Source organism: Micromonospora sp. CA-244673 (genome assembly GCF_050948395.1).
Lineage (GTDB): Bacteria > Actinomycetota > Actinomycetes > Mycobacteriales > Micromonosporaceae > Micromonospora.
The window spans coordinates 218,007-242,125 of sequence record NZ_CP192019.1 but is presented as its reverse complement, the minus strand read 5'-3'; the positions used below and the strand labels follow the sequence as shown (position 1 = coordinate 242,125).

The window sequence follows — 24,119 nt, the reverse complement described above, 5'->3', positions numbered from 1 at the left end:
CCGCACCGGGCCCGGTCTGGCCTCACGCGGCCAGGGCCGGCCGGCGCGCCGGGCCGGGGACCCGCACCGGCACGCCGGGCGGGGTGACCAGCGCCTGCGCGGCCACCGCCATCCGCCGCCGCCGGGGTACGCGGGCCCGCCGGGTGAACACGTCGAAGTCCTGGGCGGCCACCTCGTCGAGGATGCCGCCGTAGAGCGCGTACGCGGTGCGCATGCAGGCCTGCGACGCCGGGGCGAGCAGCGGGATGCCCGGCGCGGCGGCCGCGTAGTGGGCCTGTGCGCGGGTCACCTCGTACTCGATCAGCTCGCGGAGCCGCGGGGTGGTGCGGCCGGCGGCCCGGGCGGCGAGGAGGTCCTCCCGGGTGACGTCGAACGCGGCCAGGTCCTCGTCGGGCAGGTAGGTGCGCCCGCGGTCCAGGTCCTCGGCGACGTCCCGGATGAAGTTGGTGAGCTGGAAGGCGAAGCCGAGCTGGCGGGCCGGCTCCCGGGCGGCGGCCGGGTCGGAGCTGCCCAGGATCGGCAGCATCATGGTGCCGATGACCGCCGCGGACCCGTCCATGTAGTCGAGGAGGTCGTCGTAGGTCGGGTACGACAGCACGGTCAGGTCCATCGTCATGCTGCGCAGGAACGACGCGAAGTCGTCGCGGTCCAGGTCGAAGACGGCGATGGTGTGCAGCACGGCGGGGAGCAGCGGGTCGTCGACGGGCTCGCCGTGCAGGCCGGCGACGAAGCGGTCGGACCACTCCGCGAGCCGGGCCGCGCGCTCGGCCGGCGGCAGTTCCTCGGTGCGGTCGACGATCTCGTCGGCGTAGCGCGTGAAGCCGTACAGGGCGTGCACATGCCGCCGTTTCCAGGCGGGCAGCAGCCGGGTGGCGAGATAGTAGGTACGGCCGTGACGCCGGTGCAGCTCGCGGCAGCGCTCGTAGGCAGCGGTGAGATCCGTGTCCACCGGCCCTCCTCAGATTCGACGCAGCAATCGACGCAACTCGTAACCCTAGGGTACGCTCCCGCGCATGGCCAACGACGCAGTTGCCGGCAGTCCGCCCCGCTTCGTCGCGCCGGCACAGCCCGGGGCGACAGACGATCCGGTCCGCGACGTGCTGGCCGCGTTCACACAGGACCTGGTGACGGGCGTCGACGAGACGCTGACGGCGTTCCTGGCGGCCGAGGTCGACGCGCTCGCCGGGATCGACACGGCGATGGGCGGGTTCGCCGCGACGGCCCGCGACTGCGTGCTGGCCGCCGGCAAGCGGGTCCGGCCGACCTTCGCGTACTGGGGCTGGCGCGGGGTGGTCGGCGGCGACGCGCCGCTGCCCTCGGTGCTGCCGGCCCTCGCCGCGCTCGAACTGCTGCACACCTTCGCGCTGGTGCACGACGACGTGATGGACGCCTCCGACACCCGGCGCGGCCGGCCCACCGCGCACCGGGCGGCCGCCCTGCGGCACCGGGCGGCCGGGCACACCGGCGACCCGGAGCGCTACGGCGAGGCCGTCGCCGTCCTCATCGGCGACCTCTGCCTGGTCTGGGCCGACCGGCTCATGGCACACGCCGCCGTGCCGCCGGCCCGCCTGCTCGACGTGCGCCGCTGCTACGACCAGATGCGGGTGGAGACCGTCGCCGGGCAGTTCCTCGACGTGCTCGGCGAGCACGACGCGGCGAACTGGTCGGTCGACCGGGCGCTGCGGGTGGCCCGCTACAAGACGGCCGGCTACACCGTCCAGCGACCGTTGCTCTTCGGCGCCGCCCTGGCCGGTGCCGAGGCGGACACCCCGCTGATCACCGCCTACACCCGCTACGGGCTGGCCGTCGGCGAGGCGTTCCAGCTCCGCGACGACCTGCTCGGCGTCTACGGTGACCCGACCGCCACCGGCAAGCCGGCCGGGGACGACCTGCGGACCGGCAAGCCGACCGTGCTGCTGATGCTGGCCCGGCAGCTCGGCACGCCGGCCCAGCGCCGCGCCCTGGAGCGGGCCGGCACGGTCACCGGTGCGGGCGAGGTGGCCCGGCTGGCCGACCTGGTCCGCGACACCGGGGCGGTGGCCCGGGTGGAACGGATGATCGCCGACCGGGTGACCGAGGCGCAGGTGGCGCTCGACGGCGCGCCGATCGACGGCACCGCGCGGACCGCGCTGACCGGCCTGGCCACCGCCGCCACCACGCGGCGGGCATGATGGGCAACTTCGCGAGGAGGGGGGCCGGGATGCGCACCGTGAGCGGGCGTACCGACCGGGTGGTGGTCGTCGGCGCCGGGCTGGGCGGGTTGGCCTGCGCGCTGCACCTGGCCGGCAGCGGCCGGCAGGTGACCGTGCTGGAACGGGAGCCGGTGCCGGGCGGGCGCGCCGGCCGGCTCGGCGTCGACGGGTACGAGTTCGACACCGGACCGACCGTGCTCACCATGCCCGACCTGATCGCCGAGGCGCTCGGCGCGGTCGGCGAGGAGCTGACCGACTGGCTCGACCTGACCCCCCTCGACCCGGCCTACCGGGCCTGGTACCCGGACGGCTCGACGCTGGACGTCATCACCGACACCACCCGGATGGCCGCCGAGATCGCCCGGGTCTGCGGGCCCCGCGAGGCGGACGGCTACCTGCGCTTCGTCGACTACGCGCGCGACCTGTGGCGCTGGGAGCGGGCGGACTTCATCGAGCGCAACCTGGACGCGCCGACCGACCTGCTCACCGGCAACCTGCTCCGGCTGCTGGCCAACGGCGCGTTCCGGCGACTCCAGACGAAGATCAACCAGTTCTTCCGGGACCCGCGTACCCAGCGGATCTTCTCCTTCCAGGCCATGTACGCCGGCCTCGCACCGCACGACGCGCTGGCCATCTACGCGGTCATCGCGTACCTCGACTCGGTGGCCGGGGTGTGCTTCCCGCGCGGCGGCATCCACGCGGTCTCCCGCGGGATGGCCGGCGCGGCGGAGAAGCACGGCGTGCAGATCCGGTACGGCACCACGGTGACCCGGGTCGAGACCGCGCACGGCCGCGCCACCGGCGTGGTCACCGCCGACGGCGAGTTCGTCCCCGCGGACGTCGTGGTCCTCAACCCGGACCTGCCGGTCGCCTACCGGGACCTGCTGCCGGCCAGCCGGCAGCGCAAGCTCACCTACTCGCCCTCGTGCGTGGTGCTGCACGTCGGATCGACGCAGGGCTACGGCCGGATCGCCCACCACAACATTCACTTCGGGCGATCCTGGAAGGGCACGTTCGACGAGGTGATCCGGCGCGGCGAGCTGATGACCGACCCGTCGCTGCTGGTGACCAACCCGAGCCGGACCGACCCGTCGGTGGCCCCGGCCGGTAAGCACACCTACTACGTGCTCGCCCCGGTGCCCAACCTCGACCGGGCGCCGCTGCACTGGCCGGGCGACCTGACCCGCCGCTACGCCGATCAGCTCGTGGCGACGCTGGAGGAGCGGGGCTACATCGGCTTCGGCGACGGCATCGAGGTGCTGCGCACGGTGACCCCGGCCGACTGGGCGGCGCAGGGCATGGCCGCCGGCACGCCGTTCGCCGCCGCGCACAGCCTCTTCCAGACCGGCCCGTTCCGCCCGCCGAACCTGCACCGCACGCTGGGCAACGTGGTCTTCGTCGGCTCCGGCACCCAGCCCGGGGTGGGCGTGCCGATGGTCCTCATCAGCGGCAAGCTCGCCGCCTCGCGGATCACCGGGAGGATGTCTTGACGGCTCGGGAGAAGCACCTCGTCGAGCTGGTCGACGACGGCGGGCGCGTGCTCGGCGAGACCACCGTGGCCGCCGCCCACCAGCCACCCGGCCGGCTGCACCGGGCCTTCTCGGTGCTGCTGGTCGACCCGCGGGGGCGGGTCCTGCTCCAGCAGCGCGCCGCCGTCAAGACCCGGTTCCCGCTGCGCTGGGCCAACGCCTGCTGCGGACACCCCCTGCCCGGCCAGTCACTGGTCGAGGCCGCCAACCGCCGGCTCGCCGAGGAACTCGGCGTCGACCCGGTCGACCTCACCGAGGTCGGGGTCTACCTCTACTACGCCGAGGACCCGGCCACCGGTCGGGTCGAGTTCGAGTACGACCACGTGCTGCGCGCCGACGTACCGGCCGACCTGCCGATCCGGCCCGACCCGGACGAGGTGGCCACCCTGCGCTGGGTCGACCCGCGCGAGCTGGAGGCCGACCTGGACGCCGACCCCCGCGCGTACGCGCCCTGGCTGGGCGGGGTGGTGAACCGGCTGCTGCGGCCGGCCCGTCCCGCCGCCGACGTGGCCCGGGCGGGTGCGCCGGCCGACGAGGCAGCGGAGCGGTCGGGTGGCGGATGAGGCGCTGAGCGCGGGAGCCGTCGCGCGGCGGCTGGGGGTCGCCGTCACCACGCTGCGCACCTGGCACCAGCGCTACGGCCTCGGTCCCAGCGAGCACGTGCCGGGGCACCACCGGCGCTACACGCCGGCCGACCTCGCGCGCCTGGAGATCATGCGGCGGCTCACCGCGGAGGGTGTCGCCCCCGCCGAGGCCGCCCGCTGGGCCCGGCAGGCACCGGCCGTCCTCCCGCCCGAGCACCTCGGGCTGAACGGGCGGACCACGGCGGTCCGGGACGGCGGCGGGACGACCATCCCGGTCGGCCGCGCCGGACCGGTGGCCCGCGGCGTGGCCCGCGCCGCCATGCGGCTGGACTCGGTGGCGATCGGCGAGACCATCGCGCACGCCCTCGCCACCGACGGCGTGGTGCACACCTGGGACGGGCTGCTGCGGCCGGTGCTCGCCGGCATCGGCGAACGGCACACCGCCACCGCCGGGCTGATCGAGGTGGAGCACCTGATGTCCCGGTGCGTCTCCGAGGCATTCGCCACCGTGGCCCGGGCGCACCCGGTCGCCGGGCCGGCCCGGATCCTGCTCGCCTGCGCCGATGAGGAACAACACACGCTGCCGCTGGAGGCGCTGGGCGCCGCCCTGACCGAGGTCGGGGTGGGCTACCGGATGCTGGGCGCCCGGGTGCCGGTCGCCGCCCTCGTCGAGGCGGTCGACCGGACCGGGCCGGCGGCCGTGGTGCTCTGGTCGCACACCCGGCTCACGGCCGGTCCGGAGCAGCTCACCGCGCTGCTCGCCGCCCCGCGCCGCCCGCTGCTGGTGCTGGCCGCCGGGCCGGGCTGGCGGGCCGACACGCTCCCGGCCGGGGTGGTGCGGCCGGTGAGCCTCGCCGAGGCGGTCTCGCTGGCGGTGGCCGTACGGGATTCGCTGGACCAGTCGACGACGGGCTGAGGGGCCCCTCCCGATCCGGCGCGACGTCCACTACGGTCGGAAGTCCGCCCGACCCCGACCCCCTCTCGGGAGCGACGATGCGTCCACGCGCCGTGCTGGCGCTCGCCCTCGGCCTGGCCTTCCTCCTGGCCGGCTGCGGCGAGCCCGGCAAGACCCCGACCCGGGCCGGCGCCTCACCGTCCGCCACGGCCGCCCCGACGCCGGCGCCCCCGCCCACCCCACGGCCCAGCCCGAGCCGCACCACCCCGCCGAAGCCGAAGCTGCGCCCACTGCCGAAGAGCCTGCCCGCCGGGCTGCACCGCTCCAGCGGGGACCGGGGCGTCGCCCTCACCTTCGACGACGGTCCGGACCCCCGGTTCACGCCGCAGATCCTCGACCAGCTCCGGGCGGCCCACGTCACGGCGACCTTCTGCCTGGTCGGCAAGCAGGCCAAGCGCTACCCGCAGCTGGTGGCCCGGATCGTCCGCGAGGGGCACCAGATCTGCAACCACAGCTGGCGCCACGACCTCAACCTCGGCCGCCGGCCGCTCGCCGAGATCCGGGCCGACCTGGTCCGCACCAACCAGGCCATCCGGGCGGCCGCGCCGCGCGCCCCGATCACCTGGTTCCGCCAGCCGGGCGGCCGCTGGACCGCGGAGGAGCTCACGGTGGCCCGCCAGCTCGGGCTGCGCCCGCTGCACTGGAGCGTCGACCCGCAGGACTGGGACCACCCGCCGGCGAAGACGATCATCAAGCGGGTGACGGGCGCGACCCACCACGGCTCGATCGTGCTCATGCACGACGCGGGCGGCGACCGGACCCAGACGATCGCCGCCTGCCGGCACCTGATTCCGGACCTCAAGCGGCGGTACGGGATCTCCCGGCTCCGGTGACACCGCCTCTGACCTGCGGTTTCGCCGGTCGCTGCGTCCATGGCCATACCGGTTTGGCCGGCCGAGGAGGCATGGCATATGCTTCTCATGCCTCCGGCGGGGCCGGATGGGAGCAAGTCCGCTTGAAGTTGCGAGTGTGCAATGATGGCGGGGCCGCCCTCATCGTCTAGCGGCCCAGGACGCCGCCCTTTCAAGGCGGTAGCACGGGTTCGAATCCCGTTGGGGGCACGGTCCGGCTCAGGCCGGATGCAACACCAGCTAGGTCCTGTGGAGCAGTTGGAGTGCTCGCCGCCCTGTCAAGGCGGAGGTCGCGGGTTCAAGTCCCGTCAGGACCGCAAGCGCTGACGCCGCGCCCTTCATGCGCGGCGTTCTGCGTATCGGCCTGTGCGGTAGCATGAGCCGAGCAGCACGGCCAGGTAGCTCAGTTGGTACGAGCGTCCGACTGAAAATCGGAAGGTCGGCGGTTCGACCCCGCCCCTGGCCACATAGCCTTTCGCCGGGCTACAGGAGCGCCGACCAGCGGAAACGCCGGTCGGCGTTCTGCTTTTCGCCCCGGGAGTCTGTCTGTCCGGTCCGGCCCTCGTTGACCCCGGAATCCCGCTGCTGGCCGCTCCTTATCGCACGTAGATCGCACGGCCGGACTTCCTGCTGGTAGGGCGTCCGGCGTGGCGACCGGGGGATTATGAGATCAAGTTGCCCGCTCCGACGACCTGGGCACTCCGGGGGGCCTAGCAGCGGAAGCGCCTCTCGACACCTCACACCACTCCCCCGCTGTCCCCCGGCCTCCTGCGGACTGGATGCGGTCCGCTGACCCCCTGATCCATAGCCTCGGCCGAACTGTCCGGCTCGGTGCAAGAGGGTCATCAACTACTGATGGCTGCGCTCTACTCGTCCGTTGCTGCGTCGGTCCGTCCAGCGCCGTTGTCATCCGGCCTGAGGAGGTGCCGGCGTCGTCGCCCGTTTCGGCCGGACGACCCCGCCGAACATCGGCGGATCATGGGTTGACCGGTATCGGGAAGCCTCGCTAGAGTCGGCCGGCTATTGATCATGGAAACGCGCCCACTTCAGGGGTGGGGTACGGGCGAAGACGGAGGCGACCGTGGGTGCCGAGAAGGCAAGACAGCGGCTGATCGCGACGGCGTCGCCGTTCCTGCAGGAGGGCGAGCGTGTCGAGGTGGCCAGTGTGGCGATCGTTGGCTCTGTCTCGACAAAGGACCAGGTCGCCATGGGGGTAGCGACAGCCGTCTTGTCCGGCGGCCTGTTCACGGCGTTCTCTGTCGCGGTGAAGCAGTATGTGCTGTTGACTGATAGGCGTCTGCTGTTCTTTGCAATGAACCAAGTGACTGGCCGACCGACCCAGAACGTGCTCGGTGAGGTGCCGCGTCCTATCCTGCGTGCGTCCGATGTTCGCGGTCGGCTGACCCGTGTTGTCGTCTTGACGGCAGATGGTGAAGCGGCGGATCTCAAGCTGCGCTTTCCGTTGCCTGCACGTCGCGATGCGGAGGCCCTAGCCGCCGCGCTGACGGCGCCCGCGAGCACTGGCGGTGGTCCGGCCACCGGAGACTAGTCTCCGGCTGGTTGCGGGTTCCGAGTGTGCTCAACAATCGCCGCGCCGGTAGTGAAAATGTGTTCGGTGTGGAACCGGATCTCCTCGTCGGGCAGTCTCCAACCGTCCAGCCTCCCCGGACGGGGACCAAGGTGGAGCGTCCAACCGGATGAGCCTCAATGACGCTTGTCAAGCGTCGGCGTGGACGCCGGCGGCGGGAGGGCCTGAGGTTTAGAAGAAGATCGGAGTGGGCTGTTAGGGGAGCCGTTCTCCTGCTCAGCCCGTCCGTCAGTGTCGGATGTCGTCGGCGTTGGCTGGCTGTCTGGGCTGTACGGATGGCTGTACGACACGCGGCTGCTGACCATCTGATCCGTAGATTCCCAAGCGCGCTCCGCAGCCGTTCGGCAACGTCCGCCTCGCCCTGGTCGCCGCGCCCTCGGCAACTGGATCGGTCCGGGCTCGTCCGGCTCCGTTCGCCCCGGTGGCTCCCGGCCATGACTCCCACCGTCAGTAGCCCACCAGCGGCAGGGTGTCCTTCGCAGTTGCTTTACAGGCCGTCGCTTACCAGTCACTATCATCTCGCACCTACTGACCCAGGTCCCCGCCGACCATAACCCTTCACCAACGCCTTCGGTTCTGTCATGGACTGACGGCTTCTGGAGGTAGAGCTTGTTCTTCAAAGCCGTCGTTACGGTGCTGATGATTATTGCGGGGTTGACTGCCATAATCTGGGTGGCCAACTGGCCCTCCAACACCCCCTGGGAGAAGGACCTCACTGCCGAGCAACGTCGTATTCAAGTCGCACACAATCGGCGTCATCATCGGGGTGTGGCGCACATTTTGCTGCCCGGCCTTGCCGTCATCTTCGGAATTGCATCGGTGGAAATTTTGTCAGGCCCGAAAAGTGATCCGTTCGCAGCGGTAGTCATGGGCGTCTGTTCGGTTGTGTGCGTCGGCGTGTTCGGTGCTCTGATCAAGAGGGGGCGCAGGCGGCGCACCTCGACACGGCGATGAACTCTCTGGACGGGACAAGGCGGAGCGCCCTCGCAGAGGGCACGGCGACCGAGGGATTACGAGATCAAACTGCCCGCCCCCTCGACCTGGGCACATGGCGGTCTAGCAGCGGGAACGCCTCCCGACATCTCCCAGCGGTCCCCCGCCGTTTGCCGGCCTCTTGCGGACTGGATGCGGACCGCCGCGCAGGCGCGGTCAGTTCGGGGCGCGCCAAGCACCTTCCGCCCTTGCGCTCCACCGGGCGGGGCCGAACAATCTTGCCGTGCCCGATGGCTTAGGTCCGTTCCTATGCGTCCTGACTCTGCTGGGCGTGTGGTCCAGCGTGATCAGCGCACTGCTCGGCCGCCTGAACTCGTGGGAGGCGGTACCAGGGGCGTCGCCGTGGCGGTTCTGGGGACCGGGCATTCTCGCGTGGTCATGGCCCATTGTCGTGGTCGCATGCTTCCTCCTTGGGTTCATCACCCCTTGGGCCGTCGACCTCCTGGCCCTGGCCCCACTGGCGCTCTTGACCGCAACCGCACTGACTGTGGTGGAGTTCCGACGTCGACATGCTGAGGACCTTGTGGCGGAGACGCCTCGGCGCATCAAGGACTGACATGAGAACCCGCCTCCGCCGAGGCGATGAACGGCGCACCGTCAGCTTGGAAGCGCGTGATCAGCGGGACCCAGTGCCCCGAAATGCCTGTTCGCGATGGCTGCCGTCTGCCCGGTCGTGCCCGCTCGTGACCCAGGGATGACGCTGTTACTGGCCCGTCGATGGCCCACGCAACTGCGACCGGTGCGGTGCCGTCGTACGTCAGTCGTGAGGGTGGAGTTCGACAAGCTGGTCCAGCATCCGGGCTGGCAGGTGCCTGCCACACAGCGGGCAAGCCACGCGACCCCTCGACTCGATCATCACCGAGCCGTCTGCCGGACAGTGCCAACTCCCTCCCCAGCGGAAGAAAGCCGATGGACCAGATGGACCGGCTTCCGACGCGACAAGCTGGACCAGGGCGTCGCGCATGACAGGTGACAGCTCCATGCCTCCAACCGGGCACGTTAGGTAGCCGTCGACCGTCTCCATCGCGTGGCCGCATCGGGGGCAATGCACAGGGGCGACCATAACCCCGAGCCGCCAGTCTGGTCCCGGCTGTTGCCGTGTTCGGTGAATGGGCGTGGCGCTGGAACGGTGGCGGATCTCCTCGTCGGGCAGTCGCCAGACCGTCCAGCCTCCCCGGACGGGGACCAGGTGGAGCGCCCTACCGGACGAACGACCTGGTCCCCGTCCGGGGAGGCTGGTAGCCCTTGTGGTGCCCGGCGAGGTGAGCCGCGGCGGCATCTCTGAGGAGGGTCGGGGTTCGGGGCGGAGCCCCGAGGTCTTCAAAGGCTTGGTCGTCCCAGCGTGGCCGGCCGGCCCGGGCCGATGCCGGCCGGAGGTCGCCAGCAGGCCGGGGCCGGGCCGGCGCGGCCCGCTTTGCGGGCCGCCTTGATCCTTAAGAGGCTAATTCGGCAGTTCGTGGTGTAGAGCCCTTGTCGTGTCCCGGCTGTTGCTTGACCACCGCTATCGGGGCGTGGCAGCGTCCGTCATCCGTGCGGCTGGGCGTGTCGCCGTGTCGGCGTACCGCTGGCCGGAGGTTCCGGCCGTGTCTTTGCCCGCATCGGTGTTCGGAGGTTGGTATGACGGATTGGCAGACCCTGGGCGAGCAGGTGCGGTCGCGGGTGTTGGCCGCCAACGCTGGTACGGCGGTGGCATTCGCCGCTATCACGGCGGAGCGGCTGATCCGTCTGGACCCGCAACGGCTGCCGTTCACGCAGAGCCTGCGACCTCTGCTCGACCTGGTGTGGCGTGCTGCCGCCGGCGATCAGACCGCCTTCAAGCCAATCGCCGTCGCCCTTGGCGAGTTCTATATCAGCGAGTACTGCCACAACGATGGGCAGGACGGCCCGGATGACGCCGACGATGACCCGGCCGCCGCGATTCTCTTCGCGGCGGAGTGCTACCTCCATGCGGAGCCGGCCTTCGCCGTGCACGTCGCAGGCCGGGCCATCGACGCCGTCGACTATCGCATGGAACTGGCGTCCGAGGACTACACCGGCGACGAGGCCATCGATGTTGACCCCGATGACGCGATGGAGGCGGAGGCACGGCAACAACTTGCCGACCTCGACGCCCTCACCTCGTACGCCACCAAACTCTCGCATGCCCGGTTCGGTCTACCTGATGACGAGCGGGAGCGCCTCTTGGCCGCGCTACGCGACATGGTCACCGTGTCGGCTCCCACACCGAGCACTTGCGAGGGCTGACCCGAATTTGCACGCCCAGTTGCACGATGAACCGGCGAAACGGCGCTGACCTGCAAGAATGCGGGTGCCTGAAAATCGGAAGGTCGGCGGTTCGACCCCGCCCCTGGCCACATAGCCTTTCGCCGGGCTACAGGAGCGCCGACCAGCGGAAACGCCGGTCGGCGTTCTGCTTTGTGCCCCGGCGGGCTGCCTGTCCGGTCTGTCCCTGGTTGGCCCCTGAATCCCACTAGTGGCCACTCCTTATCGCACGTGGATCGCACGGACGGAGCTTGCTTCGAGCCCCTTGGCGTGGCCCGGCCGCACACCCGGCATGGCCGCCGTAGCGCCCTTGGCCCGCACCCCGCTCGGGAGCCTCAGTTTGGAAGATCGCGCTCAACGAGCCGCGATGCCACGAAACGCCTGCTGTCGGCGGCAGAGCTCAATGCCGCTCGTGCCCGCTCATGACCGCTGGGCGCCACGGTTACGGGCCGTAGATGGCCGGCGTCGGTACGAGCGGGTTACCTGCCCGTCGGATAACTTGCCCTATGGCCGTCATCGATCTGAGTGCGCCGGCCCGCCCCCCGTCGCCTCGCAGGACGACCAACCCGCGGCTCGTGGCGGCGCTGGCAGTCTTGGGGCTCGGGTGCCTCAGCGGGGAGCCGGTGAACCGGCCGCAGCTTGCCCCTGAGGTGCGGTGCGAGTCATGGCAGGAATCCATCGCGGGTGAGGTTGGCCGGGCCACCGCTCCGGCAGGAGATCCCCCACGAGGGGCAACCGCGAGAGTGCGCGTAGTGGCCGTTGTGGATAGTCGAACCGGATGTGTCGTTTCGGTGGACCGGTGGCGTGAACCGGAGTTGCTGGTCCAGTCCGGGGATCACGGCCTGGTCGCCATCGTCAAGATGGACGGCGAACGCGAACGGGGGCGCTGGACGGTGCTGGTGTCGGGCAATCCGCTGGGCGAGGAACTCGTGCGGTGGGACGGCGACGACCTGGACGCCGGGCTGTCGCGGGTGATGGCCAAGCTTCGGGAGCGGGTTCCGGGACTGCTCGACTGAGCTACGGCCTCGGGCTGGAAGAACATCAGGGGTGGCTGGTCCGGCTTTGCACGCCTGGTCAGCCTGTCCGTCGTTGTCGGCGTTGGTCGGCGTCTGTTCATGGCCTTGGCTGTATGGGCGGCTCTACGGCCGGGCGACCTGGTGTGACGAGACCCTAGGCTGAGGCCCATGTCGCGGAGCACGCAGTGATCGACCTGGACGGGCACAATCACCAGTCCGCGGAGTCGGATACCACCGCCCATGACCGTCTCGTGGTCAGACAGAAAATGACCCTGCGGCTCGTCGCCGCCTTCGTGGTCGGCGTTGTGCTTGGCGGCTTCGGTGTCAGCCAACTGCGAGACTCGCGTGATCAGCGGGAGCGGAACGCCGTGGTCGCATTCGTGGCCTTCCCTCAATCGGCCGACTCTGGAAGCGCGGCCTCCGAGGGAACCGTCCGACTGTCCGGGTATTTGGCGTTGGCCAACGCCGGCCCAGGGCCGATCACCGTTCGTGGGGTTCATGCAAAGAGGCCGGGCGTCGTGATGCACAGCATCGGATCGCCCCGGCTGTTACCCCCTGCCACCACCGGTCAGCTCGCGGTCGAGCTGTGGTTCGAGTGCTCGGTCGCACACCTCCAGCGAGAGCCGCTGCCGCTAGGGTTATCGGTCGAGACCGATGACAAGCAGGGCAGAGAGGTCAGTTACCCCGTCGCTCTCGTAGGAAGCGACTGGGAGCGCGATGCTCTGAGCATGTGCTCACGCATCGGCACGGTGGGCTGACGATTAACAGACCAAGGCCAAGCGCTGATGCGATCACCTCGCCGGGCACCACAAGGGCGTCACGGCAGATGAGTACGGCGAAGCGCTTTCGTCGGCCGGCTCCGGGGGCGGCACTTTCTGGCCGCCCCCGTGCCTGGTCGAATCCTTTCCGATACCGCAGCAGCGACGTCACCCCGGTGCCGGCCACGCCTCGGCTCAAGCCCCAGCCGACGGGTGACGATCTCATCCCTGCAAGACGCGCCGCGGCTTGAACCGGCGAACCTCCTGCGGCCAGCCGCATGCCTCCGCGATTTTGCCGGCCCACATCCGGGCGGTCGCCTCATCCGGCACGTCCACGATGGTCAGGCCACCCAGGAACTCCTTGCTCTCGACATAGGGCCCGTCGGTGACGACCACCGCACCGCTTGTGGCGTCTGCGTTGAAGACTGGGCCGTCCTCCTCCTCCAGGCCCCCAGCGAAGACGAATGCCCCGGCGGCCTTGATCTCATCGACAACCGCCCTGGCGAGCGGACCGCGCCCGCGGAACCACTCCTCGGTGTGGTCACCCACCCACTGCTGATTGAAGTAGATGAGGTACTCAGACATGTCCGCTCCCTCTGATCATCCCCGGACCGACGTCCGTCTCTGCATACGCTACGAACGGCATCCGGCAGATCCGACACTCTCCAGCTTGATTTCTGTCAACCGGTCAACCGTCGGACCCACATCGGCAGAGTCGGACGTTCGGAGACCATGGTCGGACGCGCGCGCCGCGCTGGGTGGCCAAAGTGCATCAGATCAGAGTTCGTCGACCCCACATTCCGGCTTTGGCGGCCTTTCGCGCAGCCCGCATCGTGAACCCACTGCTCCTGGCCGCCGGCCTCGTGACCACTGGATCCGTCGCCGCGACGGACCCAGGGCGCAGCTCCTGGCCAGGACTGGCCTTTGCGCTGTTCGCAGTCCTGGAGCATGTCAACTACTTTCACGTCCAGCTCATGCACGACACGCTCGCGGACCTGCGCCGACTACGGTCAGTCGGCCTGCGGGTCTCCCACCTCGCCCGCGACATCGCGCGGGCCGCGTCCGATACACCTGACGGCGGGCTTCGGCGGCCTCGCGGTTCGACCCCGCCCCTGGCCACATAGCCTTTCGCCGGGCTACAGGAGCGCCGACCAGCGGAAACGCCGTCAGGGGTAGGGGTCAGGGGGGCGGGTCGGGGTCGGGCCGGGGTTGGTCCCGATGGTGTGGGCGTGGGGTCGGGCGAAGACTTGTCGCATGACGAGAGAGCAGCGGGACATCTTCGTGCCCTGGCGGGTCACCTACGGGGCCGAGAGCCGGCGACGGCTCGCCTCGTCCGTGGTCGCCGTGCCTCGGGCGCTCGGCGCGCTGGCCGGGGCGGTGCGCCAGCCGGGTCGGCTGCGGGCGCTGGGCGGGGCTGTGCTCGCCCTGCCGGTCGCGGCCGCCTCCACCGCGCTGACCGCGGTGCTCGCCTTCCTGGTGCTGATCAACGTGCTGGCGTACCCGTTCCGCCCGTGGCTCGGGCTCGGCGAGCAGACCGCCACCAACTGGTACGCCGACGCCTGGGGCGGCCCGACCCTGGCCGGCGCGTGGGCGACCCATGCGGCCCTGGTCCTGCTGCTGGTCGTACCGCCGATCGTCTGGGTCGTCCGAGGGCTCACCGCCCTCCAGGAGCGGCTGACCAGCCAGCGCCCGGCCGTCGCGCCGTCCGCCGCGGTGGGCATCCGACCCACCGTCGTCGCGCCGGCGACCGTCCGGCCGATGCCGCTGATTCCCGCGCCCGCCACGGTGGCCGCCAAGCCCGTGCGGCAGGAGGCCCGGGTGACACGCGGCGGGCGCGGCCGTCGGGTCGGGGCGGTGCTCGGCGCCGTGGGGCTGCTGGTGGCCTGCTCGCTCACCGCGCACGCCAACGGGATCGGGGACAACCTGCTCTGGGCGCCGCGCGACCTGACCAGCGGCGTCGCCCTCGCCGTGACGGTCGCGCCGGTCGTGGGGTTGCTGCTGCTCCGGCGTACGGCCTGGTGGCGGACCCCGGCCCAGCTTTGCTGAGCCTCCGGGCCTACCGCTTTGGTCGGTGCTGGCTCATGCCGCTCTGGATCGCCTCCCAGACGCTCCGGCCGGCCTGCAACAGCGTCTCCCCGGCCTGGCCGGCGAGCTGGGCCGGTCCGGGCGGGCCGCCCTTTCCCTTCTCCGCTTCGTCCGGCTTCCCGGCTGGCTTCCCCGGCTCGGTCCGCTCCCCGGCCCCGGCGCCAGGCGCCTTCGCGGGGCCGGTGGACGGTTGGCCGGCGCCCTTGCCTGACGGGCCGCCCTGGCCGCCGGTCTGGCCGCCCTGGCGGGACTGCCCACCTTCGCGGGATGGGCCGCCCTCGCGACCGGGCTGCCAACCCTCGCGAGACGGGCCGCCACCCTGGCGGGACGGGCCGTCACCCTGGCGGGACGGGCCACCACCCTGACCACCCTCGCGGGACGGGCCACCCTGGCCGCTCGGCGGGCCGCTTTCCCGGGACGCGCCGGCCCTCGCGCCGCCGCCCCCGCCACCGGAGGGCTGCCCGCCACCACCGCCGGCCGGCGGCTTCTGCTGGCCCTGGCCGCCCGTTGGCGGTTTCGCCAGCCCCTGGTCGCCGGTCGGCGGCTCGGGGGCGCGCGCCCCGCTCGGCGTCGCCGCGGACGGCGGTGCGGGCTGGCCGAGGCTCTCCCGGAGGGCGCGGTCGGCCACGGCCCCGACCGTCCCGATGCGCTGCCCGCGCTCGTCCAGGACGGGTGCGCTGGCGAGCTGGTGGGCCGCCCGGTTCTCGTCGTCGCCGCTCGCGGCGGACCGGGCCAGCGCTTCGATCAGGTGCGGGTTCCGATCGATGGTGCTGAGCGCGCGGTCCAGGATCTGCACCAGCTTCTCCAGGCGTACCTTGAGCAGCACCTCGGCGCTGACGCCGGTGACGTCCAGTTCCACGTCGTCCAGGTGCACCCGGACCCCGGCGTCGAGCTGCAGCAGGTTGGCCAGCCGGGCGCGCAGTGACAGGTCGGCGTCGAGCTCTCTGACGGTCAGCCGGATCTGGTCGACCGTCACCTCCGGGATGTCGAGCAGGACGTCCGGCTCGGACTGCTCGCCGCCCTGGCGGGCGGGCCGCCCGCCCGTCGGGTCCGGCTCCCGCTCGGTCGCTCCGCGCTCGCTCATGTCCCCGCTCCCCGCTGGCCCGCCGGCCGGGCCGAATCAGCCGCGGTTACCCGCTTTCCGGCGCGGCATCCCTGGTGGTCCGGTACGCCCTTGAACGGAGGCGGCGAGGCCGGCCCGGCACTGTCGGGAAACGTGTCTCCCGCTGTCCGGAAGCGGGCCGATATGAAAGCTGCACAGCGAGGCATCAGCCGGTATGGTCCGGGCCTATGGGACAGGGGATGGCCGATCCGGATGAGGTCCACCAGGAATTCGACCGATTCTCCCTCCGCAGCACACTCTTCGCCCCCGCCTCCGCCGACCGGGCGTACGCCGTTTTCACCGGGTCGCTGACCGACTGGTGGGTGCGCGAATACACCTGGTCGGGGCCGGAGGCGCTGGCCGAACTGGGCATCGAACCGCGGGCCGGCGGCATGCTCTACGAGATCGGCCCGTACGGCTTCCGCGGTGACTGGGGTCGGGTGCTGACCTGGGATCCGCCCCGGCGGCTGGTCTTCACCTGGCAGCTCGGGCCGGACCGGGTGCCGGTGCCGGATCCGGCGCGGGCCAGCGAGGTCGAGGTCCTCTTCCAGCCCGAGGGGCCGGAGCTGACCCGGGTCGACGTCGAGCACCGCTACTTCGACCGGCACGGCGAGGCCGCCGAGGGCTACCGCAAGGCGCTCACCGCCGGCTGGCACGAGCTCCTCTGCCGCTACCTGGCCACGGTCGCCCGCGCTACCGACTGACCGCGTCCGCCGCTGGACCGGTCAGCCGCCGATGCCTCTCGCCCGGGTCCCGGTCACCCCGGTGCCGCCGAGGTCGGCCCGGCGACCAGCGGCCGCGCCCGGACCGAAGCCGCTGCCCGCCAGCCGGCGGCGCGGGGCCGTGCGCAGCCGCGGGTACACCTCGGCGAGCCGGCGCTGGACCCGGTCGGAGCGGTCGGCCAGCACCAGCGCCACGGAGGGCGCCCCGGACTCGGCGACCGCACCGGCCTCGGCCGTCCGCAGCCGCTCGGCGACCACGTGCGCGAAGCCGGCCAGCCAGGCACGCCGGAAGGCGGCCGGATGCTCCCCGGCCGGCACGGCGGTGCCGGCCAGCCCGTGCGCGGCCTGCACGAGCAGCGAGGTGAAGAGCAGCTCGACCCGTTCCAGGTCACTGGCGAAGCCGAACAGGTGCAGGTCGAATCCACTGCCCTGCCGGCGGCGTACGCAGCGGCAGCGCAGCGGGTCGGCGACCGCCGCGAGCAGGCCGGCCTTGTCCCGGGCGTACGGGGCGACCACCTCGACCACCCGGTCGCCGACCGGGTCGGTTGCCGGCTCGCGGGCGGCGAGCAGCGCCCGGTCGACGCCGTAGCGGGCGATCAGCTCGGTGGCCTTGGCCATGAAGGCGGCCGACTCGGCGGGCGTGCAGGCCGGGTCCTCGGCCTGGGCGAGCAGCTTCCGGACCTTGCTCAGCATCGCCTCGGACATGCACCAGAGCTATCACAGACCGGGCCGGCGAAGGCCACTCAGCCCGCCCGGCTGCGCAGCGTCGCGACCGTCGACCCGGCGAGGGTGAGCAGGCAGTCGGGCAGCAGCCCGTCGGCCGCCGCGGCGCCGAACAGCGCCTCGCCGGTGTCGGCGTCGTCGTTGGCGTACGCGCTGACGAAGCGGGCCACCCACCGCGTGTCGTAGTCGGCCTGGTCGATCCCGGGGAAGTCGAGCGCGGCGCCGCCCGCGGGGGCCTCGTCGCCCAGCATGGTGGCGGCCAGGCACCAGGCCACCCCGTAGGCCCCGGCCAGCCCGGAGCGGTCCACGACGGCGTCGAAGGTGCCCACCACGCCGTCGCCGTCCCCGGCCAGCGCCGAGCGGAGCACGGCGGTCGCATCGTCCAGCGTCTGCTGTGCTTCGTCGCTCACCAGCGGAACAGTAGTTCGGAGGGTCAAGCCGTGACCCCGGAACGGTCCAGCCGTCACTCACAGTGATACCGGCAGTCGGGGTGCCGACGGACGGACCTCCACGGTCCCGCTCTCCGCGCCGGCACGCTAGTGTGCGCAGCGGACCCTCGCCGGAGGAAGGACGACAATGCTCAGATCTCGCGCGTCGCGTGCGGCCCTGTCCACGGCCTGCGCGGCGCTCCTGCTCGCCACCAGCGCCTGCGGGAGCGACAAGCCCGAAGAGGCCACCGCCACCCAGGTGCGCCTCTACGGCACCGACGGCAACATGCAGAACTCGTACGTCGATGAACTGAAGGACCGCGCGGACCTTCTCAACGGCATGAAGGGCACCACCCCGCTCACGCCGCTGCCCGAGAGCTTCAAGGATCGGCTACGCACCGTAGACCCGAAGCTCAAGGACTACCTCTACTCGGCGGAAACCTACGACGCGATCGTGATAAGCGTGCTGGCCGCCCAGCTCGCCGGCACGACCGAGCCGGGCGAGATCGCCAAGCAGATCGTCGGCGTGACCACCAGCGGACAGCGCTGCGACGAGGTCGCGATCTGCCTCCAGCTGGCCCGCGCGGGCCAGGACATCGAGTACCGCGGGGTGTCGCTGACCCGGGCCGGGTTCACCGACGCCGGCGAGCCGGCCGCCGCCAGCTACGCGACGCTGCACTTCGGTAACCGGCAGCTCGACGACGGCAAGACCGAGTTCGTCGGCGCCGGTGACGAGTCGGGGGCGAGCACCAAGACGCCGCCGCGGGGCAAGAAGTCGCGTCCGGGCAAGTCCTACAAGGAGGACGGCTCCCCGCTGGTGCTCGGCGGCCTGCTGCCGAAGACCGGTGACCTGGCCCTGGCGTACCCGCCGATGGCGGCCGGCGCGGCGCTGGCGATCCGCGAGATCAACGCGGCGGGCGGCGCGCTCGGCGAGCCGGTGGTCTGGATCGACGGCGACGACGGCACCGACCCGAAGGTGGCGAAGGCGACCGTGACCTCGCACGTCCAGCAGGGCGTGCACGTCATCATCGGCGCCGGCGCTTCGGGCATCTCCCGGGCCGTGCTGCCCGACGTGGTGGCCGCCGGCCGGATCCTCTTCTCCCCATCGAACACCGACGCCGGGCTGAGCACGGTGGACGACAAGGGCCTCTACTTCCGCACCGCTCCGCCGGACGGCCTTCAGGGCCGGGCGCTGGCCGACGTGATAATGCGCGACGGACCGCACAAGATCGCGATCGTCGCGCGTAAGGACTCCTACGGCGAGGGCCTCCAGGAGAACGTCCGCTCCGAGCTGGAGCGGGCCGGCATGGGCGCCGACAAGGTGAAGCTGCTGTCGTACGTTCCCCCGGAGGGCGCGTCGGCGCCGCCGGTGGACTTCTCCGGGGGCGCCAAGGAGATCAAGGACTACGGAGCGGACGCCGTGCTGGTGATCGGCTTCGGTGAGTCCGCGCGGGTGATCACCGCGCTGGCCGACGCCGGGGTGCAGATCCGGCAGTGAGACGACGACGAGGGCCGCACCGGGCGAACCGGTGCGGCCCTCGTCGTGTCCGCGGTCAGCGCGAGCGGCGCCGCTCCAGGAACTCGGTCATCCGCCGGTGCTTCTCCTCGTCCTCGAAGAGCACCGCCTGGCTGAGCAGGTCGAGCTGCGGGTGGGCGGCCGCCGGGGCGTCCACCGCCAGCTTGGTCAGCCGCAGCGCCAGCGCCGAGCCCTTGGCCATCTCGTCGAGCAGGCCGTGCGCGGTGGGCAGCAGCTCCGCCGGCTCGGGCACCACCCGGTTGACCAGCCCGATCCGCAGCGCCTCGTCGGCGTCCACCCGCCGGCCGGTGAAGAGCAGTTCCTTGGCCCGGGCCTCCCCGACCAGCGCGGGCAGCCGGTAGGTCGCGCCGGCGCCGGCCAGGATGCCGAGCCGCACCTCGGGCTGGCCGAACACGGCACGCGCCGTGCACACCCGCAGATCGCAGGCGTACGCCAGTTCGGCGCCGCCGCCCAGCGCCGGGCCGTCCACGGCCGCCACGGTGGGCATCGGCAGCGCCCGGATCCGGGCGAAGGCGGCCTGGTTGATGGCGGCCAGCGCGTCCAGCCGGCCGCGCTCGCGGAGCTGGGCGATGTCCGCGCCGCCCGCGAAGATGCCGTCCGTCCCGCCGGTGAGCAGCAGCAGCCGGGGCCGTGCCTCCAACTCGGCGCAGACGGCGTGCAGCTCGGCGATCAGGTCCGCGTCGATCGCGTTGCGCTTCTCCGGCCGGTCCAGCGTGACCACGAGCCGGTCCGGCAGCTCCTCGATCCGCAGCCCGCTCACTGTGCCCGCCTCTCGTTCGCGACTGCGGGGCTCGCAAGCTCACTCCTCGCGATCACTGCTTGACCCCGCCTTCCCAGGTGTAGAAGCCCTGGCCCGACTTCTTGCCCAGCCGGCCGGCGGCCACCATCTCCTCCAGCAGCGGCGGCGGCGCGAACCGGTCCCCGTACGCGGCCTGGAGCGTGCGGGCGATGTCGAGCCGGACGTCCAGCCCCACCAGGTCGGTCAGCTCCAGCGGGCCGATCGGGTGCCGGTAGCCGAGCACCATCGCCTTGTCGATGTCGGCGGGGCTGGCCACCCCGTCGGCGACCATCCGGATCGCCTCCAGGCCGAGGGTCACGCCGAGCCGCGAGGTGGCGAAGCCGGGCAGGTCGCGTACCACGACGGGGTCCTTGCCCAGCCGGCCGGCGAGCGCGACGGCCGCCTCGGTGGTCTCCGGCGCGGTGGCCGGGCCGACCACGACCTCGAGCAGCGCCATGGCCCAGACCGGGTTGAAGAAGTGCAGCCCGATGAAGTCGGCCGGCCGCTTCAGCCCCTCGGCCAGCTCGGCGATCGGAATGCTGGACGTGTTGCTGCCGAGCAGGGCGGGCCGGCGGCCCTCGGCGTCGGCGAGCACGGCCCGCTTGAGGTCGAGTCGCTCGGGGACCGCCTCCACGATTACGTCGGGGCCTTCGGCCACCTCGGCGAGGCCGGCCCGCAGGGTGACCCGCTCGCGGTTCGCCGTCGCCGCCTCGGCGGTCAGCTTGCCGCGCTGCACGCCGCGCTCCCACAGCTCGCCGAGCCGCCGCACCGCGTCGGCGCCGCGTGCCGGGTCCACCTCGACCAGCTCGACCGCGTACCCGGCGCCGGCCGCCACGTACGCGATGCCGAGGCCCATGGTGCCGGCCCCGACGACCACAAAACGACCACTCATCGATGTCCCTCCGCCGCGGCCTCCACGACGGGCGGGGTCTCCGCCGCGCCGGTGGGTCCGCTCGCTCGTTCCTGGATGCGACCCTATGCAGGGCCGGCCCGCGGGCATGCGTGGGGGCGCGCCGGATCGGGTACAGACGGCCGTCAACGCCGAGGGAAGGATCGAGATGAGCCAGGCACCGGAGAGCGCGGAGAGCACCGAGACCGTGGAGACCCGCGGCGACGAGCGGGTGGACCTGCTCCGCGCGGACACCAACAACGACGGAAAGACCGACGTCTGGGTGGTGGACACCGACGGCGACGGGAAGGCCGACCTGTTCCAGTTCGACACCGACGGCGACGGCAAGGTGGACATCACCATGGTCGACATCGACGAGGACGGCACGCCGGACGAGGTGGTCGACGGCGACGGCGGCCTGCCCCCGGAGCACACCACCCCCACCGTTCAGGTCTGACGCGTACGCCGGCGGGCGCCCCCGGTGCCCGCCGGCGTCAGGCCAGCCTCAACGTGGCCAGGTAGTACGGGTGGTCCCGGTCGTCCACGTCGGCCAGGCGCCACGGCGAGCCCTGGACCAGCTCGGCGAACTCCTCGACCGAGCACACCAGATAGTCGAACCACTCGGTGCCGAGCAGCCGGTAGCGCAGCCGCAGCCGGAGCTGCCCACCCAGCCGTCCCCGCCGCCGGTTCAGCTCGTGGTAGCCGGTGTGCACCGGATCAGTGGTGCCGTACGGGTCGGTGCCGTGCGCGATGACCTGGGCGCCGGGTCGGGCCAGCGCGGCGAGCGCGGCCAGCAGCCCCGGGGCGCGTTCCCGCCCCTCGAACAGCCCCAGGTTGTTGCCGAGCAGCAGGAAGGTGTCGTAGCGCCGGCCGTCGGCGACGTGCTCGTCCACGGTGCCGAGCACCAGGTCACGTACGCCCCGGTGCCGGCTGACCCGCAGCGCTCCGAGCGAGGTGTCCAGCCCGGTGACCGGCACGCCGCGCTCCTGGAGGTGCAGCGCGATGCGGCCGCCCCCGACGCCGATGTCCAGCACCTGCCCGTGCACCCGGTCGACGGCCCGGTGGTCGTACGGCTGCCACCGCTCCGGCGGGTCCAGGTAGTGCTCGGTGGGCGCGCCGTTGACCAGCCCGTCGTCGCGTTCGATGATCTCGATGACCGGCCGGGGCAGCCGCCCGCCGACCAGCGGCCGCGGCCCGATCCCGGTGCTGACCGCGTACGCGTCGCGGATCATCTCGCCGAACACGTCGCCGATCGCGGGTTCCCCGGTCATGGCGATCACGCTATCCGGGCTCCACCCGGCTGTCGCGGCCGTATCCTGAGCGGCGTGACAGACCTGGACCGCCTGGCGGCGGAGAAGTACGTGCTGCTCACGACATTCCGTAAGGACGGGCGGGCGGTGCCGACTCCGGTGTGGGCGGTGCGCGACGGCGAGGCGCTGGCGGTGTGGACCGTGTCGGACTCCGGCAAGGTGAAGCGGATCCGGCGCGACGGCAGGGTCACGGTGGCCCCGTGCGACGTGCGCGGCCGGCCGCATGGCGAGGCGGTGCCGGGGCACGCGACGGTCAGCGGCCCGGAGTCGACCCGGCGGATCCGGGGGCTGCTCAAGCAGAAGTACCGGCTCATCGGCCGGTTGAGCCTGCTGGGGAGCCGGCTGCGCCGGGGCGAGGGCGGCACGGTCGGCCTGCGCATCGTGCTCGACTGAGCCGCGCCCGGAAACGACTGAGGGCGGCGGATCGTCGCTGTCGCGACGTCCCACCGCCCCTGATCGGAACGCCTGAGAAACGTCCGGGTCGTCAGTCCCCCTGGCGCTGCTGGGGAATCTGCCCCTGCAGCAGGGCCCGAACCTCGGACTCGCGGTAACGGCGGTGGCCGCCCAGGGTCCGGATGGCGCTGAGCTTGCCAGCCTTGGCCCACCGGGTCACCGTCTTCGGGTCGACACGGAACATCGACGCCACCTCGGCCGGTGTGAGTAGCGGCTCTGGTTCGTGCGTTCGCGATGCCATCGGGTCACTCCTCCACATGTATAGACATCGGCCGGGGTCCCGCCGGCCGACGCGCCTCCCATGGTCCGGCTAGTCCCCGATGTCCGACATGGGCCGAACGGCTGAAGGTCCCTAGACGGACGGATGAACCATGCCCGATTTTTACGACTTTTATGCCGCAGAAACTACCTTAATAGGACTCATGATCACGGTTCGTGATGCGTCAACTACGAGACACTCTCGCATCGAGAGGTCTCAACCCGGGCAAACCCGGCCCCCGCGCCGGGCCTAGTTGCAGCGCTCCAGCAGCTGCACCGCGCGCCACCTGGCAACCAGCTTGTCGTACGCCGCGGAGGCGTCCTCGGCCTCGCCCCGGGAGAGCCCGGCCAGTCCGGCCGCGACCAGCTCGGTCGAGTCGTCGGCGGCGAGGGTCTCGTCGGGGAGCAGCTGCACGAGGCCGCCGTAGTCGAGCTCCACCACCGAGCGCGGGTGGAACTCCTCCAGCCAGCGGGCGGCCTCCTCGACCGCCTCGGTGATCGGGGCCTCGCCGACCGACTTGCGCAGCACCGACAGCGCCCGGGACGACCGGCGGCGCGCCTTGGAGATCTCCGTCCGGTAGCGCAGTGCCCGCCGCTCGGGCTCGGTGACCAGGTGCCGCTCCTGCGAGTCGAAGAGCACGAACCAGCGCAGCGGCACCCCCCAGGTGGCGATCTGCTCGTGCACCCGGGGCACCCCGTGCTCCAGCACCCGCGCCCCGCTGCGCCAGTCCTCCACCACCGCCTTCGCCTGGCCGGCCAGGACCGGCGGGACGAACGCGTCGGCCAGCACCGAGGGCACGCCGTCCCGGGCGCTCAGCGCCGCCTCGGCGACCCGGATCCGCAGGTTCCACGGACAGACCAGAAGCGTGTCGTCGGCCTCCAGGACGTACGCCTCGTCGGGCAGGTCGGGCAGCCGGGTCCAGCCCGCGCCCAGCGCCTCGATCACCGCCGTCCGCTGCCGGACCGGCCCCTCCAGCGGGGCGACCGCTCGGCCCTCGTTGACGTAGCGGCGCCAGTACGACTGGCGGTCACGATCGAAGGCGGTCAGCGGCTCGTACACGCGCAGGTATGAAGCGAAGAGCGACGGCACGGCGCGATCCTCCCAC

At 72.0% G+C, this 24,119-nt stretch carries 25 protein-coding genes and 3 tRNA genes; 18 read left to right on the top strand and 10 right to left on the bottom strand.

The features are described from left to right. Nucleotides 1-22: 22 nt before the first annotated feature. A complete protein-coding gene (locus ACQP12_RS01205) occupies nucleotides 23-949 on the bottom strand; it encodes a phytoene/squalene synthase family protein (protein WP_433284355.1) in 927 nt (308 codons plus the stop codon). A gap of 64 nt (nucleotides 950-1,013) precedes the next feature. Between ACQP12_RS01205 and ACQP12_RS01200 the strand changes: the two genes are divergently transcribed. From ACQP12_RS01200 to ACQP12_RS01140, 13 genes are all read left to right on the top strand, one after another. Beyond that, nucleotides 1,014-2,171: a polyprenyl synthetase family protein gene (locus ACQP12_RS01200; RefSeq protein ID WP_357949815.1), complete on the top strand. Its 1,158-nt coding sequence runs from the start codon at nucleotides 1,014-1,016 to the stop codon at nucleotides 2,169-2,171. Between the two features lie 29 nt (nucleotides 2,172-2,200). Then, complete coding sequence (gene crtI, locus ACQP12_RS01195) at nucleotides 2,201-3,682, top strand: phytoene desaturase family protein (protein WP_433284353.1); 1,482 nt, start codon at nucleotides 2,201-2,203, stop codon at nucleotides 3,680-3,682. After that, nucleotides 3,679-4,284, top strand: coding sequence for an isopentenyl-diphosphate Delta-isomerase (gene idi / locus ACQP12_RS01190; RefSeq protein WP_433284351.1), 606 nt, complete (start codon nucleotides 3,679-3,681; stop codon nucleotides 4,282-4,284). The genes crtI and idi overlap by 4 nt, the downstream gene beginning before the upstream one ends. Beyond that, a complete protein-coding gene (locus ACQP12_RS01185; RefSeq protein WP_433284349.1) occupies nucleotides 4,274-5,221 on the top strand; it encodes a MerR family transcriptional regulator in 948 nt (315 codons plus the stop codon). Before idi ends, ACQP12_RS01185 begins: the two co-directional genes overlap by 11 nt. Before the next feature lie 77 nt (nucleotides 5,222-5,298). Beyond that, on the top strand, nucleotides 5,299-6,093 hold the full coding sequence (locus ACQP12_RS01180) for a polysaccharide deacetylase family protein (protein WP_357949823.1): 795 nt from the start codon (nucleotides 5,299-5,301) through the stop codon (nucleotides 6,091-6,093). Nucleotides 6,094-6,248: 155 nt separating this feature from the next. Further along, nucleotides 6,249-6,321 (top strand) — tRNA-Glu (locus ACQP12_RS01175). Between the two features lie 33 nt (nucleotides 6,322-6,354). Beyond that, nucleotides 6,355-6,428: transfer RNA gene (locus tag ACQP12_RS01170), tRNA-Asp, on the top strand. A 75-nt stretch (nucleotides 6,429-6,503) separates the two neighbouring features. Continuing rightward, nucleotides 6,504-6,577, top strand: a tRNA-Phe gene (locus tag ACQP12_RS01165). Between the two features lie 615 nt (nucleotides 6,578-7,192). Then, complete coding sequence (locus ACQP12_RS01160) at nucleotides 7,193-7,660, top strand: hypothetical protein (RefSeq protein ID WP_357949825.1); 468 nt, start codon at nucleotides 7,193-7,195, stop codon at nucleotides 7,658-7,660. A 648-nt stretch (nucleotides 7,661-8,308) separates the two neighbouring features. Then, nucleotides 8,309-8,653, top strand: coding sequence for a hypothetical protein (locus ACQP12_RS01155; protein WP_433284347.1), 345 nt, complete (start codon nucleotides 8,309-8,311; stop codon nucleotides 8,651-8,653). A 1,656-nt stretch (nucleotides 8,654-10,309) separates the two neighbouring features. Then, nucleotides 10,310-10,936, top strand: coding sequence for a hypothetical protein (locus ACQP12_RS01150; protein WP_357943755.1), 627 nt, complete (start codon nucleotides 10,310-10,312; stop codon nucleotides 10,934-10,936). A gap of 809 nt (nucleotides 10,937-11,745) precedes the next feature. Beyond that, nucleotides 11,746-11,970: a hypothetical protein gene (locus tag ACQP12_RS01145; protein ID WP_357943757.1), complete on the top strand. Its 225-nt coding sequence runs from the start codon at nucleotides 11,746-11,748 to the stop codon at nucleotides 11,968-11,970. Nucleotides 11,971-12,155: 185 nt separating this feature from the next. Continuing rightward, nucleotides 12,156-12,728 carry a hypothetical protein gene (locus ACQP12_RS01140; protein WP_433284344.1) on the top strand — a complete coding sequence of 191 codons (573 nt, stop codon included), beginning with the start codon at nucleotides 12,156-12,158 and terminating at the stop codon, nucleotides 12,726-12,728. 222 nt (nucleotides 12,729-12,950) lie between these two features. On the opposite strand, the gene ACQP12_RS01135 is transcribed toward ACQP12_RS01140, so the two are convergent. Then, the gene (locus ACQP12_RS01135) at nucleotides 12,951-13,313 is read right to left on the bottom strand and encodes a YciI family protein (protein WP_433284342.1); all 363 of its coding nucleotides are present in this window, start codon (nucleotides 13,311-13,313) and stop codon (nucleotides 12,951-12,953) included. A gap of 669 nt (nucleotides 13,314-13,982) precedes the next feature. Between ACQP12_RS01135 and ACQP12_RS01130 the strand changes: the two genes are divergently transcribed. Beyond that, nucleotides 13,983-14,774: a hypothetical protein gene (locus ACQP12_RS01130; RefSeq protein WP_433284340.1), complete on the top strand. Its 792-nt coding sequence runs from the start codon at nucleotides 13,983-13,985 to the stop codon at nucleotides 14,772-14,774. Between the two features lie 10 nt (nucleotides 14,775-14,784). Here ACQP12_RS01130 and ACQP12_RS01125 read toward each other — a convergent pair whose 3' ends face one another. After that, on the bottom strand, nucleotides 14,785-15,897 hold the full coding sequence (locus ACQP12_RS01125) for a hypothetical protein (RefSeq protein ID WP_433284338.1): 1,113 nt from the start codon (nucleotides 15,895-15,897) through the stop codon (nucleotides 14,785-14,787). A gap of 206 nt (nucleotides 15,898-16,103) precedes the next feature. Between ACQP12_RS01125 and ACQP12_RS01120 the strand changes: the two genes are divergently transcribed. After that, nucleotides 16,104-16,619: an SRPBCC family protein gene (locus ACQP12_RS01120; protein WP_433284336.1), complete on the top strand. Its 516-nt coding sequence runs from the start codon at nucleotides 16,104-16,106 to the stop codon at nucleotides 16,617-16,619. A gap of 21 nt (nucleotides 16,620-16,640) precedes the next feature. On the opposite strand, the gene ACQP12_RS01115 is transcribed toward ACQP12_RS01120, so the two are convergent. Next, complete coding sequence (locus ACQP12_RS01115) at nucleotides 16,641-17,342, bottom strand: DUF2786 domain-containing protein (RefSeq protein WP_433284334.1); 702 nt, start codon at nucleotides 17,340-17,342, stop codon at nucleotides 16,641-16,643. Between the two features lie 38 nt (nucleotides 17,343-17,380). Beyond that, nucleotides 17,381-17,770 (bottom strand): hypothetical protein, encoded by a 390-nt coding sequence (locus tag ACQP12_RS01110; protein WP_357943773.1) that lies wholly within the window; start codon nucleotides 17,768-17,770, stop codon nucleotides 17,381-17,383. 166 nt (nucleotides 17,771-17,936) lie between these two features. Here ACQP12_RS01110 and ACQP12_RS01105 point away from each other — a divergent pair, with 166 nt between their 5' ends. Then, nucleotides 17,937-19,286: an ABC transporter substrate-binding protein gene (locus ACQP12_RS01105; protein WP_433284332.1), complete on the top strand. Its 1,350-nt coding sequence runs from the start codon at nucleotides 17,937-17,939 to the stop codon at nucleotides 19,284-19,286. A 55-nt stretch (nucleotides 19,287-19,341) separates the two neighbouring features. Here the strand turns inward: ACQP12_RS01105 and ACQP12_RS01100 are convergent, their stop codons facing one another. Both ACQP12_RS01100 and ACQP12_RS01095 read right to left on the bottom strand, forming a co-directional pair. Further along, on the bottom strand, nucleotides 19,342-20,085 hold the full coding sequence (locus ACQP12_RS01100; RefSeq protein ID WP_433284330.1) for an enoyl-CoA hydratase/isomerase family protein: 744 nt from the start codon (nucleotides 20,083-20,085) through the stop codon (nucleotides 19,342-19,344). Between the two features lie 52 nt (nucleotides 20,086-20,137). Beyond that, entirely contained in the window at nucleotides 20,138-20,995 is an 858-nt protein-coding gene (locus tag ACQP12_RS01095; RefSeq protein ID WP_433284328.1) for a 3-hydroxyacyl-CoA dehydrogenase family protein, read from the bottom strand. 166 nt (nucleotides 20,996-21,161) lie between these two features. On the opposite strand from ACQP12_RS01095, the gene ACQP12_RS01090 reads away from it, so the two are divergent. Next, entirely contained in the window at nucleotides 21,162-21,449 is a 288-nt protein-coding gene (locus ACQP12_RS01090) for a hypothetical protein (protein ID WP_433284326.1), read from the top strand. A 37-nt stretch (nucleotides 21,450-21,486) separates the two neighbouring features. On the opposite strand, the gene ACQP12_RS01085 is transcribed toward ACQP12_RS01090, so the two are convergent. After that, nucleotides 21,487-22,263, bottom strand: a complete 777-nt coding sequence (locus ACQP12_RS01085; RefSeq protein WP_433284324.1) for a class I SAM-dependent methyltransferase — start codon at nucleotides 22,261-22,263, stop codon at nucleotides 21,487-21,489. 54 nt (nucleotides 22,264-22,317) lie between these two features. Between ACQP12_RS01085 and ACQP12_RS01080 the strand changes: the two genes are divergently transcribed. Continuing rightward, nucleotides 22,318-22,695, top strand: coding sequence for a PPOX class F420-dependent oxidoreductase (locus ACQP12_RS01080; protein ID WP_313723643.1), 378 nt, complete (start codon nucleotides 22,318-22,320; stop codon nucleotides 22,693-22,695). 91 nt (nucleotides 22,696-22,786) lie between these two features. Here the strand turns inward: ACQP12_RS01080 and ACQP12_RS01075 are convergent, their stop codons facing one another. Together ACQP12_RS01075 and ACQP12_RS01070 are read right to left on the bottom strand one after the other, a co-directional pair. Next, nucleotides 22,787-22,996 (bottom strand): BldC family transcriptional regulator, encoded by a 210-nt coding sequence (locus ACQP12_RS01075; protein ID WP_007073996.1) that lies wholly within the window; start codon nucleotides 22,994-22,996, stop codon nucleotides 22,787-22,789. Between the two features lie 267 nt (nucleotides 22,997-23,263). Further along, entirely contained in the window at nucleotides 23,264-24,103 is an 840-nt protein-coding gene (locus tag ACQP12_RS01070; protein WP_357943783.1) for a hypothetical protein, read from the bottom strand. Between the last annotated feature and the right edge of the window lie 16 nt (nucleotides 24,104-24,119).